At 60.4% G+C, this 15675-nt stretch carries 15 protein-coding genes; 4 read left to right on the top strand and 11 right to left on the bottom strand.

Annotated features, from left to right (window positions below; genetic code table 11):
• Nucleotides 1–9 precede the first annotated feature (9 nt).
• The 9 genes from iolD to BM045_RS09760 all read right to left on the bottom strand — a co-directional run bounded on the left by iolD (nt 10) and on the right by BM045_RS09760 (nt 10803).
• On the bottom strand, nt 10–1845 hold the full coding sequence (gene iolD, locus BM045_RS09720) for a 3D-(3,5/4)-trihydroxycyclohexane-1,2-dione acylhydrolase (decyclizing) (RefSeq protein WP_092182611.1): 1836 nt from the start codon (nt 1843–1845) through the stop codon (nt 10–12).
• Nucleotides 1846–3780: a bifunctional 5-dehydro-2-deoxygluconokinase/5-dehydro-2-deoxyphosphogluconate aldolase gene (gene iolC, locus BM045_RS09725; protein ID WP_092182613.1), complete on the bottom strand. Its 1935-nt coding sequence runs from the start codon at nt 3778–3780 to the stop codon at nt 1846–1848. It abuts the gene before it with no gap.
• A gap of 5 nt (nt 3781–3785) precedes the next feature.
• Entirely contained in the window at nt 3786–4727 is a 942-nt protein-coding gene (locus BM045_RS09730) for a TIM barrel protein (RefSeq protein WP_092182615.1), read from the bottom strand.
• 17 nt (nt 4728–4744) lie between these two features.
• Entirely contained in the window at nt 4745–5686 is a 942-nt protein-coding gene (locus BM045_RS09735) for a sugar phosphate isomerase/epimerase family protein (protein ID WP_092182616.1), read from the bottom strand.
• Between the two features lie 21 nt (nt 5687–5707).
• Complete coding sequence (locus BM045_RS09740; RefSeq protein WP_092182618.1) at nt 5708–6883, bottom strand: Gfo/Idh/MocA family protein; 1176 nt, start codon at nt 6881–6883, stop codon at nt 5708–5710.
• Nucleotides 6884–7033: 150 nt separating this feature from the next.
• The gene (locus tag BM045_RS09745; RefSeq protein ID WP_092182620.1) at nt 7034–7939 is read right to left on the bottom strand and encodes a sugar phosphate isomerase/epimerase family protein; all 906 of its coding nucleotides are present in this window, start codon (nt 7937–7939) and stop codon (nt 7034–7036) included.
• 18 nt (nt 7940–7957) lie between these two features.
• A complete protein-coding gene (locus BM045_RS09750; RefSeq protein WP_092182622.1) occupies nt 7958–8743 on the bottom strand; it encodes an ATP-binding cassette domain-containing protein in 786 nt (261 codons plus the stop codon).
• Between the two features lie 7 nt (nt 8744–8750).
• On the bottom strand, nt 8751–9746 hold the full coding sequence (locus BM045_RS09755) for an ABC transporter permease (RefSeq protein ID WP_092182624.1): 996 nt from the start codon (nt 9744–9746) through the stop codon (nt 8751–8753).
• Between the two features lie 91 nt (nt 9747–9837).
• Nucleotides 9838–10803: a substrate-binding domain-containing protein gene (locus BM045_RS09760; RefSeq protein WP_092182626.1), complete on the bottom strand. Its 966-nt coding sequence runs from the start codon at nt 10801–10803 to the stop codon at nt 9838–9840.
• A 152-nt stretch (nt 10804–10955) separates the two neighbouring features.
• Between BM045_RS09760 and BM045_RS09765 the strand changes: the two genes are divergently transcribed.
• Nucleotides 10956–11996: a substrate-binding domain-containing protein gene (locus tag BM045_RS09765; protein ID WP_092182628.1), complete on the top strand. Its 1041-nt coding sequence runs from the start codon at nt 10956–10958 to the stop codon at nt 11994–11996.
• 222 nt (nt 11997–12218) lie between these two features.
• On the opposite strand, the gene BM045_RS09770 is transcribed toward BM045_RS09765, so the two are convergent.
• A complete protein-coding gene (locus BM045_RS09770; protein ID WP_092182630.1) occupies nt 12219–12926 on the bottom strand; it encodes a helix-turn-helix transcriptional regulator in 708 nt (235 codons plus the stop codon).
• A 72-nt stretch (nt 12927–12998) separates the two neighbouring features.
• Between BM045_RS09770 and BM045_RS09775 the strand changes: the two genes are divergently transcribed.
• Both BM045_RS09775 and BM045_RS09780 read left to right on the top strand, forming a co-directional pair.
• Nucleotides 12999–13409 (top strand): VOC family protein, encoded by a 411-nt coding sequence (locus tag BM045_RS09775; RefSeq protein ID WP_092182632.1) that lies wholly within the window; start codon nt 12999–13001, stop codon nt 13407–13409.
• Nucleotides 13410–13485: 76 nt separating this feature from the next.
• Nucleotides 13486–14535: an aldo/keto reductase gene (locus tag BM045_RS09780; protein WP_092182634.1), complete on the top strand. Its 1050-nt coding sequence runs from the start codon at nt 13486–13488 to the stop codon at nt 14533–14535.
• 314 nt (nt 14536–14849) lie between these two features.
• Here BM045_RS09780 and BM045_RS09785 read toward each other — a convergent pair whose 3' ends face one another.
• A complete protein-coding gene (locus BM045_RS09785) occupies nt 14850–15188 on the bottom strand; it encodes an EthD domain-containing protein (RefSeq protein ID WP_092182636.1) in 339 nt (112 codons plus the stop codon).
• A gap of 96 nt (nt 15189–15284) precedes the next feature.
• Between BM045_RS09785 and BM045_RS09790 the strand changes: the two genes are divergently transcribed.
• Nucleotides 15285–15665, top strand: coding sequence for a winged helix-turn-helix transcriptional regulator (locus tag BM045_RS09790; RefSeq protein ID WP_092182638.1), 381 nt, complete (start codon nt 15285–15287; stop codon nt 15663–15665).
• The last annotated feature ends 10 nt before the right edge of the window (nt 15666–15675 follow it).

The raw sequence follows: 15675 nt of genomic DNA on the forward strand, positions 1-15675 counted from the left end.
ATTGGATACTCAATTGATACGCTGCAGAAGGGCATTGCGTTCGTAAGTCTCGCGAGCCTTTGCCAGACGCTCTCCGTCGCCGACCTCGGGCACTACTACGTCCCACCAAGATCCGCCGATACCGGGACCGGTCAGCGCTTCGGTGTCGATCACGATGACAGTCGGCACGTTGCGGGCGCGCGCGGAAACGATCTCCGTCTCCAGTTGGGCGACATCGGCTGCCTTCACGGAGAAGGCGCCCAAAGCACGCGCATGCATCACGAAGTCGATCTCGGGCTGAACTGCGACGTTGGAATCCTTGTACATGTTGTTGAACTCGGCGCCGCCGGCCTCCTGTTGAAGCCGGTTGATGCAGCCGTACCCGCGATTGTCCGTGAGGATGATCGTGTAGGGGATCCGCATCATCGCCGCCGTGGCCAGTTCGGAATTGGCCATCATATAGCTGCCGTCACCGACGAAGCAGACAACTTCCTTATGGGGGGCCGCCATCTTGATGCCCATGGCGCCGGCGACTTCGTATCCCATGCAGGAGTAGCCGTATTCCATGTGGTAGCCGGTGACGGCCGAACGCCACAGAATCTGCAAGGCGCCGGGCATGGTGCCCGCGGCGCACATCACGACCGTGTCGTCACCCGCCTGACGCTGCATCGCGCCGATGACTTCCGCGTCGGACGGTAGGTGGTTCACGGCTCCCGCAGCCGGGGCCTTTGTCACCTCGCCGGAATCCGCGAACCATTTCTGGCGCAGAGAGAAATCCGGGTCGTTGAACTTCCGGTCGCCCAGCAGGGCAGAAAGCTGGACTATTGTCGCCTTGGCGTCGCCGACGACCGGAAGGGCGCCGTGCTTGACCGCATCGTAGCCGGCCAAGTTGATCGAGACCAGCTTCCGTTCAGGATTGCGGAATGCCGTCCAACTACCCGTGGTAAAGTCCTGGAAGCGGGTGCCGATGCCCAGGATGAGGTCGGCATCGGCGGCCAGTGCGTTCGCGCAGTTGGAACCGGTGACGCCGGTCGAGCCGAAGTTCAGCGGCTCCTTCCAGTCGACGGCGCCCTTGCCGGCCTGGGTCTCGGTCACGGGGATGTTGTGCTTTTTGGCGAAGGCCAGGAGCTCGTTTTCCGCGAGGGAATAAAGCACCCCGCCACCCGACACGATCAGCGGACGCTGGGCGTCGAGCAGCGCATTCGCAGCTTCGGCCAGCTCGTGGGGATCGGCCTGCGGACGGCGGATCACCCAGGTGCGTGCTTCGAAGAACTCGACGGGAAAGTCAAACGCTTCGGACTGGACGTCCTGGCAGAAGGCCAAGGTGGCCGGACCGCAATTGGCCGGGTCGGTCATTGCCGCAAAGGCCCGGGGCAATGCCGTGAGCAGCTGCTCGGGGCGCGTGATGCGGTCGAAGTACTTGCTGACCGCACGAAAGCAGTCATTGGCGCTCAAGGTACCGTCCTCGAAATCCTCGATCTGCTGCAGGACCGGGTCGGGGCGCCGATTGGCAAAGACGTCACCGGGTATCAGCAGGACGGGCAATCGATTGACATGGGCAAGGGCTGCGGCAGTGATCAGGTTGGTCGCGCCGGGTCCGATCGACGAGGTCACCGCCATCGCCCGGCGACGGCGGTTGGTCTTGGCGAAGGCGATCGCCGCGTGCGCCATGGTCTGCTCGTTCTGACCGCGGAACGTGGGAAGCTTCTTGCCGATGCCATGCAGCGCCTCGCCGATGCCGGCGACGTTGCCGTGCCCGAAGATTGCCCACACACCTTCGATGAAGCGCTCACCGTCGGCAGTCATCTGCACGGACAGCCAACGCATCATGGCCTGAGCCGCAGTGAGACAGATGGTGTTGGTCATTCAGGCCTCCAAAAGGCGATGATTGATATGGTCGTCGTTCTGGGCACCAGCACGGGCGCCGTCCCAAATCGAGCAGAGGCGTGTGAACCGCTCGGCCATCTGATCGACTGCAGCTCGGTCAGACATTTTGCCGGCGAGCCAAGCGCGTGCCGCGTCGCCGAATATCGTCCGGCCCACTGCGAAGCCCTTGACCAGTTCGTGACGGGCGGCGACCGCGAAGCTTGCAGCAAGGATGTCCTCCGGAGCGTCCAGTCCCAGCACAACGATCCCGCGCGTGTTGGCATCATTGTCGGTGATCGCTTCGCAGGCCAGCGACCATGCACGCTCGCTCGCCAAGGGCTCAAGTTTCCACCAGTCGGGATAGACCCCGATCTCGTAAAACCGACGAATAAGGGTAGCGGTTGTCTCGTCGTCGACAGCGCCGACCTTCGACGGGATGATCTCCAGCAGGAACTCCAGGCGGTTGCGACGGGCTGCGGCAAACAGGCGGATGACCGTCGCTTCCTGTTCGGCGCGCATCTCGGCGGTGTCGGCGGGATGGCAGAAGCACAGAACCTTGACCACCTGGTTGAGCGGCCATTCCGCAAGGCCACCGAAGTCGGCGCCCAATTCCGGCTCGAGTGTGAGCGGACGCGATGCCGGCCATTCGGTCGGGCGGCCGATCCAAAGTCCGCTGTCGGCAGCGGCATGAAGGGCATCCCGACCTAATCGGTCATCGCACAGAATGCCGTAGCCATGGCGGCCCGACTGCACACGAACGGCAGCCTCAAGGCATAGCAGCTTGAAGGCACCGATCTTGTCGGGTGTGGCACCGTCCATGGCTTCGAGTTGCATGCGATGGTCGAAAGCGAACACATGCATGTCCGGCCATTGGACATGGCGGTTCGTGGACCAATGCAGCTGTTCCAGCGCGGCATCCTTGCGCAGGGCCGGTTCAACGACGCCACGCTCCAGGAAGAATTGGAGTTCGGCCAGTGAAGGATAGGCTGGTGTGCAGCCGTGTCGGCTGACGGCAAATGCGCCGCAGGCATTGGCCAGCTTCAACGCATCGCGCCATGGCAGTTCTTCCAGCCAGCCCTTTATCAAGCCAGACATAAAGCCGTCGCCTGCTCCGAGGACGTTGAACACTTCCACCGGAAAACCCGGACCGGCCTCACCCGCGTCGAGGTCATCCGGAATGTCGCCGGTGAAGGCCACGGCCCCGGCGGCCCCCCGCTTGCAGACGAGTGTTGCGGGCGAACACTTCCGAACTGCCCGCAGCGCCGCGATGGTATCGGTCGACCCGCCGGCGATGTGGAATTCTTCCTCGGTCCCCACGATCAAATCGAAGAGATGGAGATGCGTCTGCAGCTTGGCAGTGACCTTCCCGCTCTCAACGAAACGGCTCTCGCCATCGCCATGGCCAGCCACACCCCAAAGGTTCGGGCGATAGTCGATATCTAGCGCGGTCTTGGCGCTGCCGGCCTTTGCGAGCCCCAAAGCCTTGAGCACGGCCGACTCGGTCTTTGGGTGGCTAAGATGCGTTCCCGTCGCGACAACCGACCGGGCCTCGGAGATGAAACCCTCGTTGATGTCCGCCTCCGACAGCGCCATGTCGGCGCAATTCTCGCGATAGAAGATCAACGGAAAGCTGTGCTCGTCTCGGATACCTAGAAGAACGAGCGCGGTCAGGCGTTCCTTATCGGTGACAACGCCACGCACATCGACGCCTTCCCGCGTCAATTCCTCACGGATGAAACGCCCCATGTGCTCATCGCCTACGCGGGTGATCACAGCCGACTTGAGGCCGAGGCGGGCCGTGCCGGTCGCCATATTGGTCGGCGATCCCCCGACATACTTGTCGAACGAACTCATGTCCTCGAGCCGGCCGCCGATTTGGCTGCCGTACAGGTCGACCGAAGAGCGGCCTATGGTGATCACGTCCAGAGTTTTCATAAGTCTCACTCGGTGTAGGCGAACCCGATATCCGCCAGGTATTGGTGGCTCGACCGCAGATCGGCGAGCACGCCGTCGGCGTTGCGCGGATCTCGTTCCTGTTCGATGGTGATGAAGCCGGCATAACCCCGTTCCCGCAGGAAACCGTAGATCGCCTTGTAGTCGATGGAGCCGCGGCCGATCGGGCACATGACCCCTTCGGCGCAGGCATCGAAGAAGCGGATGCGGCGCCCCATGACATCGGCGAACACGACGGGATCGATATCCTTGAAATGGAGGTAGTCGATCCTGGACCAGTACCGTTCGAGCGTCGCGACGGGATCCATGCCGGCATATGCGGTATGGCCGGTGTCGATGCAGAGGCCCGCAACCTTCTCCGGCACATCCTCGACGATTCGCTCGATCTCGTCTGCGAACTCGATATGTCCGCCGGCATGCGGATGGATCACCGCTCGCACGCCGAACTCGTCCCGCGCCAGTTCGGCAATGGCGGTGATGTTGCCGACCATGTCGGCCCAGCGCTCATCATTCAGCCGCTCGGCCTTCTCGGAATGACCGGCCGCGTAGTCACGCTCGTCGTGCCCCCAGTCCATGACCGTGAGGTATGGTGCACGAAACCGCTGACCGGGTGCGTAACCCGGCTCGGGCAAGGCGGTCACCAGGGCGCATATCTCCCTCGTCTGCCGCAGCAGGTTCTCGCGGTTGGCGGGATCGACGAGGTCGTCGAAGATCGTTCCCGCCACGACCCGAAGGTTGTGGCGGTCCAAGACGGGGGCGACCTGTGCGACGTCGAGCGGCAGGTAGCCATATGGCCCCAATTCCAGACCGCGGAACCTAGCGGCGTCAGCCTCCTCCAAAACCTTCTTCCATGGGGGAAGGTTCGGATTGCGGACGTCGTCGACGCCCCAGCAGCAGGGTGCCGTCGTGATGGTGATCGCGTCGGTCATGGCAAGGTCCCGGTCGGTCAGCGGCTGATCGTGGCCTTGAGGGCGTCGACCGATGACTGGATGCCGGCGTCCGTGGACATGGTGAAATCCTCCATCTCGAGGCTCACCCAGTCATTGTAGCCAACCATGCGGACGACGGAGAAGAACTCCTTCCACCACTGGAGGTCATGACCGGCGCCGACGGCGACATAGTTCCAGGTGCGATTTGCGACATCGGTCACGTCACGCAGTTCCAGAAGACCATCGATATCGACCAGGCCGCGCTCGAGACGCGTGTCCTTGCCATGGCAATGATGGATGGCGTCGCCCAGTGCGCGGGCCGAAGCGATCGGGTCGGCGCCCATCCAGAACAGGTGGCTCGGATCGAGGTTCATGCCGACCTTAGGACCGACTTCGTTCCGGAGACGGAACAGGGTCGACGGGTTCCAGACGAGCATCGCCGAGAAGTTTTCGAGGGCGATCTTGTCGACGCCTGCTTCGTCCGAAAGCTTCACCAGATCGTGCCACAGCGGGAAGGCGCGGTCCTCCCACTGGTAGCGATCGCGTTCCGGCATCTCATCAGGCCAAGACTTGGTGTAGACTAACCAGTTCGGCACGGTGTCTCCGGGAGCCGCTTCCGGCAGGCCCGACATGGTGACGATCTTCTTGACGCCAATCTCGCCGGCAAGGCGGATGGTCTCCTCCATTTCCTTACGGTGACGCTGGCCCATCGGACCGGGATCGAGCGGATTGGCCGAGCAATTGAGCGCGGCGATCTCGAGGCCACGCGCCTTGATCTCGGCGAGCTTTGACTTGAGCAGGACCTTGTCGGCCAGTAGTTCGTCGGCGCGGAAATGAGGTCCCTTGGACCAACCGCCACCCGTCATCTCGATACCCTCGACGCCCAGGGTAACGCATTTGTCGAGCATGTCAGTGAAGGAGAGATTGCCCATCACGTCGGTGCAGATAGAGAGCTTCATGATCTGTCTCGAATATCGGAATTACTGGAAATCGACCCAGGCGGAGCCGGCGTCGGCGGAACGCACGCAGTTCTCCAGCCAGCGCACACCGTCGGTGCCGGCCTTGATGCCCGGGTAGTGGTGGGTCGAAAGGAATGCCTCGTCGCCACGGCGCTTGGAGTCGATTGCCTGGGCGATCCACAGGTAGATGTTGGCCCAGCTGTCGCCGAGCCCTTCGGTGTGAAGTCCGCCCATGCGATCGATGGCTAGGCTTTCGTCTTCGAGGTAGGGCATGCCGTGGTGCATGACCTGGTTGGGCTGGCCTTGGACTTCGTAGATCAACTGGTCCGGGTGGCTGTCCGACCATTCCACCGACGCCTTGCTGCCGACGAAACGGAAGCGCTGACTACCCATGTTGCCGGCGTTGACCGACGACACCCAAAGGCGGCCCACCGCACCGTTATCATAGTGCGAGAGGACGTATGCATTGTCCTCGAGCGGCGCGCGCGACTTGATGAAGGATTGGCGATCGCACAGCAGACGGGCGACCTGCATGTGCGGCAGCACGACCTGCGACATGTAGTAGATGTGCGTGCCGATATCGCCGAGCACAAAGGTCGGGCCCGAGCGCTTGGGATCGGTGCGCCACTGCTGGGCTTCCGATGCGTTGGTATCGTCGCCGGAATTGAAGCCGTGGGTGTATTGGATATCGACAATGCGGATATCGCCGAGCATGCCCTTCTTGACCATGGCCGCCATCTGGTGGAGCAGCGGATGGCCGGAGAAGCCGTAGGTGACGCCGACGATCAGGCCCTTCGACTCGGCCAGCTTCTCGATCTCGAGGCATTCGGCGACGGTGAAGAACAGGGGTTTCTCGCAGATCACGTGGAGGCCGGCCTCGAGACATGCCCTGGTGATCTCGAAATGGGTGAAGTTGGGCGTGGCGACCGAAACGACCTCGACGCCGTCCTCGCGCTTGGCCTCTTCCGCGATCAGGGTCTTGTAATCGGCGTAGCAGCGGTCTGCGGGCACGCCGATATTGGTGCCGAAGTCACGACCGCGCGCGGCGTCGACGTCGAAGGCGCCGGCAACCAGGCGGTAGTTCGTGTTGTCCCTAAGGGCGCCGGTGCGGTGCTTGTAACCGACCTGGCCGGTGCGGCCGCCGCCGATCATGCCCCAGCGAAGCGGGCGTTCGATCTTCTTTTCGCCGTTGATCATTTGAATTGCCTTTCAGGCATGGTGTGCGACTCGGTCGCTGGTTGGCTGGTTTCGGCACGTCAAGCGCCGTGGAATGGGCGCCGGCAGCGCATGGGAGTTGGCTGCCGGCCATCGCTCTCTTTGGAGGAGGGAGGAGCGGTGTTTTCCGGCTCAGGTCTTGGGCCAGTATTTGTCGATGTAGCGCTGCATCTCGGCGCGCATGAACTTGCCGGAGTGGTCGGCCTTGTCCTCCCAGGCGAAGACGCAGGCCGTCATGATGCCGTCGAAGCCGATCTCAGCCAGGGTGCCGAAGAAATCGTCCCACGGCACCTCGCCTTGGCCGATGTTGAGATGCTGGTGCACACGTGCCTGGGTGCCCGGCGGGTTGAGGATGTAGCGAAGGCCGGACGACGCCTTATGGTTGAACGTGTCGCCTACGTGGACGTGGGCCAGGACGTCCTTACTCTCGCGCAGCATGGTCTTGGTGTCGTCGCCGAAATAGAACGTGTGCGGCGCGCAGTAGAGGAACTTCACGCTCTTGGAGTTGACCGTGCGGATGATGTCCAACGCCGGCTGGAGCGTCTCGCACCAGTCTTCGGGATGGGGCTCGATATTGAGTTGGATGCCTTCCTTCTCAAGGAGGGGCACGAGTTCCTCCATGGACCGCCACCATGCATCCTCGCAGGTTTCGATCATTGATCCGGTGTGGCAGCAGTAGCAGGAACCCTTGTCCGGATGCGGGCCGCGACCGAACTCGGAATTCATGGTGTCCACTTCAAGTTCGACGGCGATCTGGATCGCCTTCTTCCAGTGGCGCACCGCGGCCTGGCGTTCCGCCTCGTCGTTCGAAGCCCAGCGGTACATCGGCAACAGCGACGCGATGCCTACGCCCTCGTCCTTAAGGGCCTTCTTGACGCTACGGATGCGCTGCGGGAACACGCGGGGCGCCTTGAACCATTCGAGGAAGTCGCCGCGCGGGGACAGCTCGATCCATTCGTAACCGAGTTCGCGTACCTTGCCGGGGATCTCCTCCAAAGGAAGGTGACGATGCATGAAAGGGTCGATTGCAATCTTCATTTTCGTTCTCGCTTGGATTTAGACGGCAGCCGCGTCGATCTGGGCTTCGAGGTCGGCCATGGTTTCCCCGCCGGCCATCAGGTCGGTGATCTCTTCACGCGTGCGTTCGCCCTTGGCGAAGTCCGCCGCGACGGCACCGCGGATCAGCACCGCGAACTGGTCTCCCACCGCCATGGCGTGCATCACCTGATGGGTGATGAACACAACTGCCAGGCCGCGCTTCTTGGCTTCATTGACGATGCGCAAGACGTGGGTCGCCTGCTTGACTCCCAAGGCCGCCGTCGGCTCGTCCAGGATCAGAACCTTGGCGCCGAAATGGACGGCACGCGCGATGGCGAGAGACTGGCGTTCGCCGCCCGACAGGCCGCCGACCAAGCGGTCACCGTCGTCGATGCGCGTGATGCCAAAGTCGCGGACGGCCTTAACGGCAACCGCGTTGGCCCGTTTACGGTCGTAAATCTTGAACGGCCCCCAGCCGATGGTCGGCTCCACGCCCACGAAGAACGAGCGGCCGATCGTCATCAGAGGAAACGTACCGCCGAACTGGTGGACGGTAGCGATGCCACGGCTGGCGGCGTCGCGCGGACCGGTGAACTCGACCGGCTGGCCGTCCATCTCGATCGTGCCGGAGGTCGGCTTGTGAACGCCTGCCAGCGTCTTGATCAGGGTAGATTTGCCGGCACCGTTGTCGCCCAGCAGGCATAGGACCTTGCCGGCATGAACTTCGAGGCAGATGTCGTGGAGGACATCGATAGGCCCGAAGGATTTGTTGACGTTGGTGAGTTTGAGGATGGGTCTGCTCATGGCGCCCTCACTTCTTCTTCGGAGAGTAGGTCAGGGCGATCTGGCGGAACGTGTTGTTCATCAGCACGGCCAACAGAAGCATCACGCCAATGATCAGGCTCGACCAATTTCGGTCGAAGGCGGTGAAGTAGATGCCCTGGTTGACCACCGCGAAGGTGATGGTCCCCAGGAAGATGCCGACGACGGAACCGAAGCCGCCGGTCAGGAGCACGCCGCCTACGACCACCGCGATGATGGAGTTGAAGATGTAGGTCATGCCGGCCGAAACCTGGGCAGAGTTGAACAGAATGGCCTGGCACATGCCGACGAAGCTGGCGCTGACGGACGAAACCACGAAGAGAGAGATTGTCAGGCGTTGCGTCGGGATGCCGGCGTTGCGGGCGCTGACCTTGTCGCCGCCGAGTGCGAAGATCCAGTTGCCGTAGGGAGAGAAGTGGATGACGAAGATATAGGCTGCCGCCAGCAGCACCCACCATACGATGATGACCTGGAAGGTGTTGCCCAGGAACTGGCCGAAGAGGAACTTCGAAATGGGATCGGCGGTGATGGCGACACTGGTCGTGCCTGTAATGAGGACCGACAGGCCGAGAACCAGACCCTGCACCGCGAAAAGCGTGCCGAGGGTCACGATAAGCGAGGGCACTGCTGTCCTGACGACGAGGATACCGTTGATCAGTCCGATCGTGAGGCCGACGCCGACCGCCGCAAGAATGCCGACCCATGTCGGCAGGTCGTAGTGGCCCGTCAGGATGGCGACAGTCATAGAGCCGGCGGGGATCATGGCGCCAACCGAAATGTCGAGTTCGCCCGCGATCATAAGAAGTCCGACAGGGATGGCGATGATGCCGAGGTTCGCTGCGACGTTGAGCCAGCTCGCGGCGCCAGCGGGCTCCAGGAACTTCGAGCTGCCGAAGACTACGAAGAAGGCGAGCACTGCGGCGAGGCCCAGGAAGGCGCCAGCCTCGGGCCGCCTCAGCAGCCCCCCGATGGACAGATTGTTCATGACGAGTTTCCACGATTGCGCGCGCGGTCAACCGCGGCACAGGATCAGCTAGGCTCGCGGGACATGCCCGCGAGCCGATGAGGATGATGATTTAGCGGGCGCCCTTGCCGACGCCTTCAATGGTGGCGTCGATATTGGAATCATCCACGATCCCGGGACCGGTCAGGATCGGCGCGGTCGGCAGATCGGTGCCGAAGTCGATGGCGGAAGCGAGAAGCGTCACACCCAAGAAAGACTGCAGGTAGGGCTGCTGGTCGATCGCAAACGACTGCGTACCGGCCTGGATGCGGTCGAGGCCGGACTGGTTGAGGTCGAAGGTGCCGAGCTTGACGGTCTCGGTCTTACCAGCCTGAGAGATGCCGGTTGCGGCGGCATCGGCATCTGTAGCCGAAATCGTGATCACGCCGTCGATGGTGTCGTCCTGGATGAGCGTCGCCTTGATGGCTTCAGCGACGGCCGTCGGATCACCAAAGCTGGTGGCAGGTAGCGGAAGCTGCTTGGCGGCGCCACCCTTTGCGGTGATTCCGTCGATGACGCCCTGGCAGCGTGTTTCCTGGTTGGTCGAACCGGGGACGGTGTTGACGCAGATGACGTTCTTCTGGCCTTCGTTGGCAAAGTATTCGCCGCCGGCGACCCCTGCCACGTGTTCATCCGAACCGACGTAGTTCAAGGCACCGAGCTCGTCGGCCTTCTCCAAGCTACCGGCATTGATCAGGAACACCTTGATTCCGGCATCGATCGCGGCCTTGATCGCTTCGTCCTCTGCTTCCGGAACCCAATTGGGAACGGCGATGCCATCGACGCCCTGGCTCATCGCGGTGCGGACGAGCTGCGCCGCATCCGGGCCCAGGTTGTCGTAGGTCTGCAGCTGCAGGTAGTTCACTGTACCGCCATTGGCTTCGACGACGACGCGTGCGTCGTCGACACCCTTCTTGATGCGGTTCCAGAATTCGTCGTCGGTCTTGCCACCGACTACGGCAATGTTGGCAGCCATGGCGCTCGATGCGAGCGCGGCGAGTGTCATGCCGGCGAGCAGAAGCCGTTTCAGTCCGTTCATTGTCATCCTCCCTGACCGCCTTATGCGACGGCGTATTGCGACGACACGGACTATATCTTTTGCTGCGAGCGAGAAAAGAATGTACGTTCCATTTTCGAGGCGAATATATCTTTTCGTATCTTTCAAAAAAGAAACAATTTGGCGGGAGCTATATGAAGCGGCCTACAATAGTTGACCTCTCAGAGGCTTCGGGCCTCAGCATTTCCACGATCAACCGACTTCTTCACGGAACCGGAAGCGTGAAGGCGCAGAACGTCGACCTCATCGTGGAAACGGCTGAAAGGATCGGGTTCTACGGTCTTGGTGCGCTCAAGGAGAGGACCAGGACCAATCTTCCTCACCGGAGGTTGAGTTTTCTGCTGCAGCAATCACACAGACCGATCTATCAGCTATGGGCCGAACGTATCGAGGCGGCGGCCGAACGCAGCAGATCAGCCATTATTGATGCGAACATCCTTTTCGAGGATGATCTGACCCCCGAAGCGGTAGCCGCCAACCTGCTTGCGCTGGGTGAGGAATCCGATGCTATAGCTGTCGTCGCCGCGGACCACCCGCTCGTGGCGCAGGCAATCGACGAACTCCGAGGCAGAAGTGTGCCTGTCGTCGCCTTTATCACGGACCTCTCGGCAGCCAGCCGCGCCGGTTTCGTGGGAACCGATAACTGGAAGGCCGGGAGAACGGCCGCTTGGTTCATAAACCAGACCGTCAGTGAGCCGGGTAAAGTCTACCCGTTCATCGGCAGCCATCGCTACCAATGCCAGGACATTTCCGACGCTAGCTTCCGCTCGTATATGCGCGAGCACTCGCCTCATCTGCAGGTTTGCGATACCCAGCTCACCCAGGAAGAACCGGAAAACGCCTATGAGATTGTAAGTGGACTGCTTGCGGCAGAACCGGATCTCCGTGGCCTCTTCATCAACGGCGGCGGCATTTCCGGAGTTCTGAAAGCATTGCGGGAATTGCCGGACGAACGTCGTCGGACCATCAAACTTGTTTGTCGCGATATAGGTCCGGAAACTCGTCGCGGGCTAAACGAGGGCCTGATTACGGCATCCCTCTGCCATGCGCCCGAGCGCATGCCCCTTGAGCTTATCGACGTGATGCTTCATCTCGTGGAGAAAAGAGACAGTTCGTCCATCGAGCAAAGGATCGTTCCCTTCGAGATCCTCACTCAAGAGAGCGTGTGGACTTAGCGACAGCTCAGCGACGGGATCTTGATCCGATATCTCGTGTGAGGGCTAGGTCAAGTCGATAGTGGCCAGCAGATGGGTTGGCAGGGAGACCTCGCAGAATTGGGGTGTTGGCTGATGGACCACTTTGGAAAAACTGAGCTTCAACGCGGATACTGCGTAAGCGTCTCCATCAACTTCACCTCGAATGATACTTATGTCCGGTGTCAGAAGGCTCGAGCGTTTTTAGCCGGGCCTTATCCGCCCGGCAGCCTGGGATTCGAGTATGTTCATATAGTCGCGTAACAATGTGGCTCGCCTCGGTCGGAAGCTTTCTTCAAGCCAGGTGACTTGCGACATTCGATCGAGCCGGAACATCCTGAATTCCTTTCTCAGGCAGCACCAGGCCAATAGAGTTTGCGTGCGTTCGGTATACATCAGCGCCAGTGGATAGATTTTCCGCTCCGAGAAGGCCGACGTGTGATCGGCGTATGCGATGTGAAGCGCGTTTTCATGCCAGCACGCCTCCCTAACCAGTTCAGACGCCGGAGCCGGCGCTAGCCGGGCGTCGGGCCGGTAGACATGCGAAATCGCATGTAACAGCTGCTGATCCAAATTGTCGGGGAGCGTAGCGATCACCTTCGCCAACACCGATGCAGCTTCCTTCGCAAGATATGGGTCACCCATGCTGCGCACCTCAGCCAAACCCAGGGCAATCGCTTCCAACTCTCCCCTCGTAAAAGCTTGCGGTCTCAGCGCATTGTCTTCCCGCAGCGTGTAGCCGTAACCCCGCTCCCCTTCGATCCGCGCACCCGCCGATCGTAAGGCTTCAATATCGCGGTACAGAGACCTCCGAGAGACGCCGGTTTCCTTGGCCAGACGAGCGGCAGTGATAGGCGGCGTCATCATCCGCATGGCCTGTAGCAACCTCAAAAGGCGATCGGTGCGTGGCATATATCCAACTGCCGTAAACTGTCACTTGGGTGAGAGTAAAACATACTCATCAACGCAACAAAGGAAATCGCAATGACCATCAAAACCGTCACCCACCTAAACTTTCGTGGCGATGCCCGCGGCGCGCTCGAATTCTACCAGTCGGTATTCGGCGGCGAGCTGACCGTCGTCACGCACGCCCAGAGCTATGGGACGACCGATCCGAAAGAAGCTGATTTGGTCGGATACGGCAGCGTATTCTCTGAGGACGGCTTTGCCATTATGGCATTCGATGTGCCAGCGGCCCGCCCGTACAACCCGGGTGAATCTGCCCTGTTCGTTTCGGTCCGCGGCCCGAAGTCAGAAGAAATCACCGCCTATTGGGACAGGCTCAAGGTCGGCGGCGAGGTAATCGTCGATCTGGCGCCTGCTGGTTGGGTTGCACTTTACGGCATGCTCAAAGACAAGTTCGGCATCACCTGGGTGCTCGACGTTCTCGCCTGACATTTCGATCCCACTGCGGGCGGACGCCAGGTCCGCTCGCAGTTGTCACGCCCAATGAATACGCAGGAAATACCCGATGAAATATAGAAAACTTGGTCGTTCTGGCCTGTTCGTCTCCGAGATTTGCCTCGGGACGATGAACTTTGGCGCTAACCCTGGACGTTATGCGGCTGCTGGCTGGCTTCTGCAGGACGATGCTGAAAGGATCGTCGCCCGGGCGCTCGACGCCGGCGTGAATTTTTTTGACACGGCGAATGTCTATGGCGGCCAGGGCGGCTCAGAGACAATCTTAGGTCAGTCGCTCAAGAACCTGGGCGTCTCTCGCGATCAGGTCGTCATATCGACCAAGGTCGAAGGGGCCATGGGCTCGGGTGCCAACGACGGCGGTGCATCACGCTTTCATATCATGGACCAGGCCAAGGCCAGTCTTCGTCGTTTGAACACCGACCACATCGACCTTTACCAGATCCATGCGTTTGATCAGGCAACACCGATCGAAGAAACGCTACGCGCATTGGATGATCTGGTACGCCAAGGCCACGTGCGCTACCTTGGCATATCGAACTGGGCCGCATGGCAGGTTAGTCGGGCCTTGGGGGTGGCTGACAACATTAATGTCGACCGGTTCGTCGGTTTTCAGGGGCAATACTCGCTTGTCGGCCGTGACATCGAGCGCGATATCGTCCCGATGTTGGATGCAGAAGGCCTTGGGCTGATTGTATGGGGGCCATTGGCCGGCGGCTATCTGACAGGGAAATACCGCCTGGAGGGCGCTGAAGGCCGGCGCAAAGTGTTCAACTTCCCGCCAGTTGACGAAGATCGAGGGGCCGAACTGCTCACGACACTCGATCGGTTGGCCGAAACACGCAACACCACCGTTGCGGCAGTTGCACTCTCATGGCTGCTGCACAAACGGACCGTTGCATCGGTCATTGTCGGCGCAAGAAACACTGCCCAGCTCGATGACAATCTTGCCAGCAGCGGCCTGAGCCTGACGTCCGACGATATGAACACACTCGACGGTGCTTTTGAACTTGTGCTGGAATATCCCGGTAACATGGCTCTGATGCACGGTATCGAGCGCAGAAAACTCCTCGAAACGGGCCAGCTACCATCAGGCAACTGACGATCACCTTGTTTCCAACATGAAGTCAGGCCGGGTAGCCAGCCTGACCCCGGCGGCATCGAAACGACGATGTCGATATTGCCAGCATGGAGCTAGCGCGAAATTCATGTTGCTGTCAGTCAGGATCTGCTGTGATGTCAGTGACACGGGCATGGAACATGCGGCGATCGTGATCGATCGATCGACTTTATCCTTGTGCCTCAAAACAGCCTCAGCCGCCGCGTGTGCTGCGCGCTCACGGTGGCCAAAGAAATGTCGAACACCAACCCTTCGCGGCGCTGACACACGCTTGGTGAGCCAGCGCCGTCGAGCGATCAGTTGTTTATGATGATGCGTTCTTCCGAAGGGAACACCAAGTAGTTGCCTTGGACCATAAAGTTATACTCATCGAGATGGACCTTAGTTTTGTAATTTTCAGACCCAAAATAGCTTTCATAGTCTGCCCACGTATCGAAATAAATCTCGGTCAGGGTATCGTATTCTGGCTCTGGGAAACCCGGTGCCGCAATGGGATGCGATATGACGTACTTGCGGACCAGTTTCGCTTCCGGGATTGAGGCGAACAGCGGCGCGTGAGTATTGCGATGGTATTCAATGAACTCTTCGCGGCTCATCCCTTCGATACGCTTCACCAAAAACGCTAGCTTGATCAATTTCTTGTCCTGTCTGGCTTCAGATTTGGCATTTGCCAGAGCAGAAGGTATATAATTTATCCTTAGGTTCAATTACGCACTTTCAGTGGACTAGGTATGGCCGACTATACTCCCAGCGATCACTCAGTGTCGGAGCTTCAAAGCCCTAGGGGAAGGCTAGTTTTGTCTCAGATTGCCGACAAATGGTCGTTCCTGATTTTGACCGTTCTTTGCACCAGCCCGTGTCGGTTTAACGAGCTTAAACGTCGGCTCGACGGCATAACGCAGAAGTCTCTGACCGACTCCTTGAAGCGCCTGGAACGAAGCGGCCTGATCCAGCGTCACGTGCTGCCGACCCGCCCCGTCGGGGTGGAATATCACATAACGCCCTTGGGCAAGTCGCTCAGCGAGCCGTTCCTAGCGATCGCGCACTGGATTGCAAAAAATTCAGAGGCAGTCGTTAGCGCTCAGTCCGAGTACGATCGGGAGCAAACTTGACCTGATGCGC

This window comes from Devosia sp. YR412, from assembly GCF_900110945.1.
GTDB lineage: Bacteria > Pseudomonadota > Alphaproteobacteria > Rhizobiales > Devosiaceae > Devosia.

Coding starts and splice junctions, on each gene's coding strand:
- BM045_RS09750 (WP_092182622.1), bottom strand. CDS start 8,743: ATGAGCAGACCCATCCTCAAACTCACCAACGTCAACAAATCCTTCGGG.
- BM045_RS09790 (WP_092182638.1), top strand. CDS start 15,285: ATGGCCGACTATACTCCCAGCGATCACTCAGTGTCGGAGCTTCAAAGC.
- BM045_RS09735 (WP_092182616.1), bottom strand. CDS start 5,686: ATGAAGCTCTCTATCTGCACCGACGTGATGGGCAATCTCTCCTTCACT.
- BM045_RS09730 (WP_092182615.1), bottom strand. CDS start 4,727: ATGACCGACGCGATCACCATCACGACGGCACCCTGCTGCTGGGGCGTC.
- BM045_RS09775 (WP_092182632.1), top strand. CDS start 12,999: ATGACCATCAAAACCGTCACCCACCTAAACTTTCGTGGCGATGCCCGC.
- BM045_RS09740 (WP_092182618.1), bottom strand. CDS start 6,883: ATGATCAACGGCGAAAAGAAGATCGAACGCCCGCTTCGCTGGGGCATG.
- BM045_RS09760 (WP_092182626.1), bottom strand. CDS start 10,803: ATGAACGGACTGAAACGGCTTCTGCTCGCCGGCATGACACTCGCCGCG.
- BM045_RS09770 (WP_092182630.1), bottom strand. CDS start 12,926: ATGCCACGCACCGATCGCCTTTTGAGGTTGCTACAGGCCATGCGGATG.
- BM045_RS09745 (WP_092182620.1), bottom strand. CDS start 7,939: ATGAAGATTGCAATCGACCCTTTCATGCATCGTCACCTTCCTTTGGAG.
- iolD (WP_092182611.1), bottom strand. CDS start 1,845: ATGACCAACACCATCTGTCTCACTGCGGCTCAGGCCATGATGCGTTGG.
- iolC (WP_092182613.1), bottom strand. CDS start 3,780: ATGAAAACTCTGGACGTGATCACCATAGGCCGCTCTTCGGTCGACCTG.
- BM045_RS09755 (WP_092182624.1), bottom strand. CDS start 9,746: ATGAACAATCTGTCCATCGGGGGGCTGCTGAGGCGGCCCGAGGCTGGC.
- BM045_RS09765 (WP_092182628.1), top strand. CDS start 10,956: ATGAAGCGGCCTACAATAGTTGACCTCTCAGAGGCTTCGGGCCTCAGC.
- BM045_RS09780 (WP_092182634.1), top strand. CDS start 13,486: ATGAAATATAGAAAACTTGGTCGTTCTGGCCTGTTCGTCTCCGAGATT.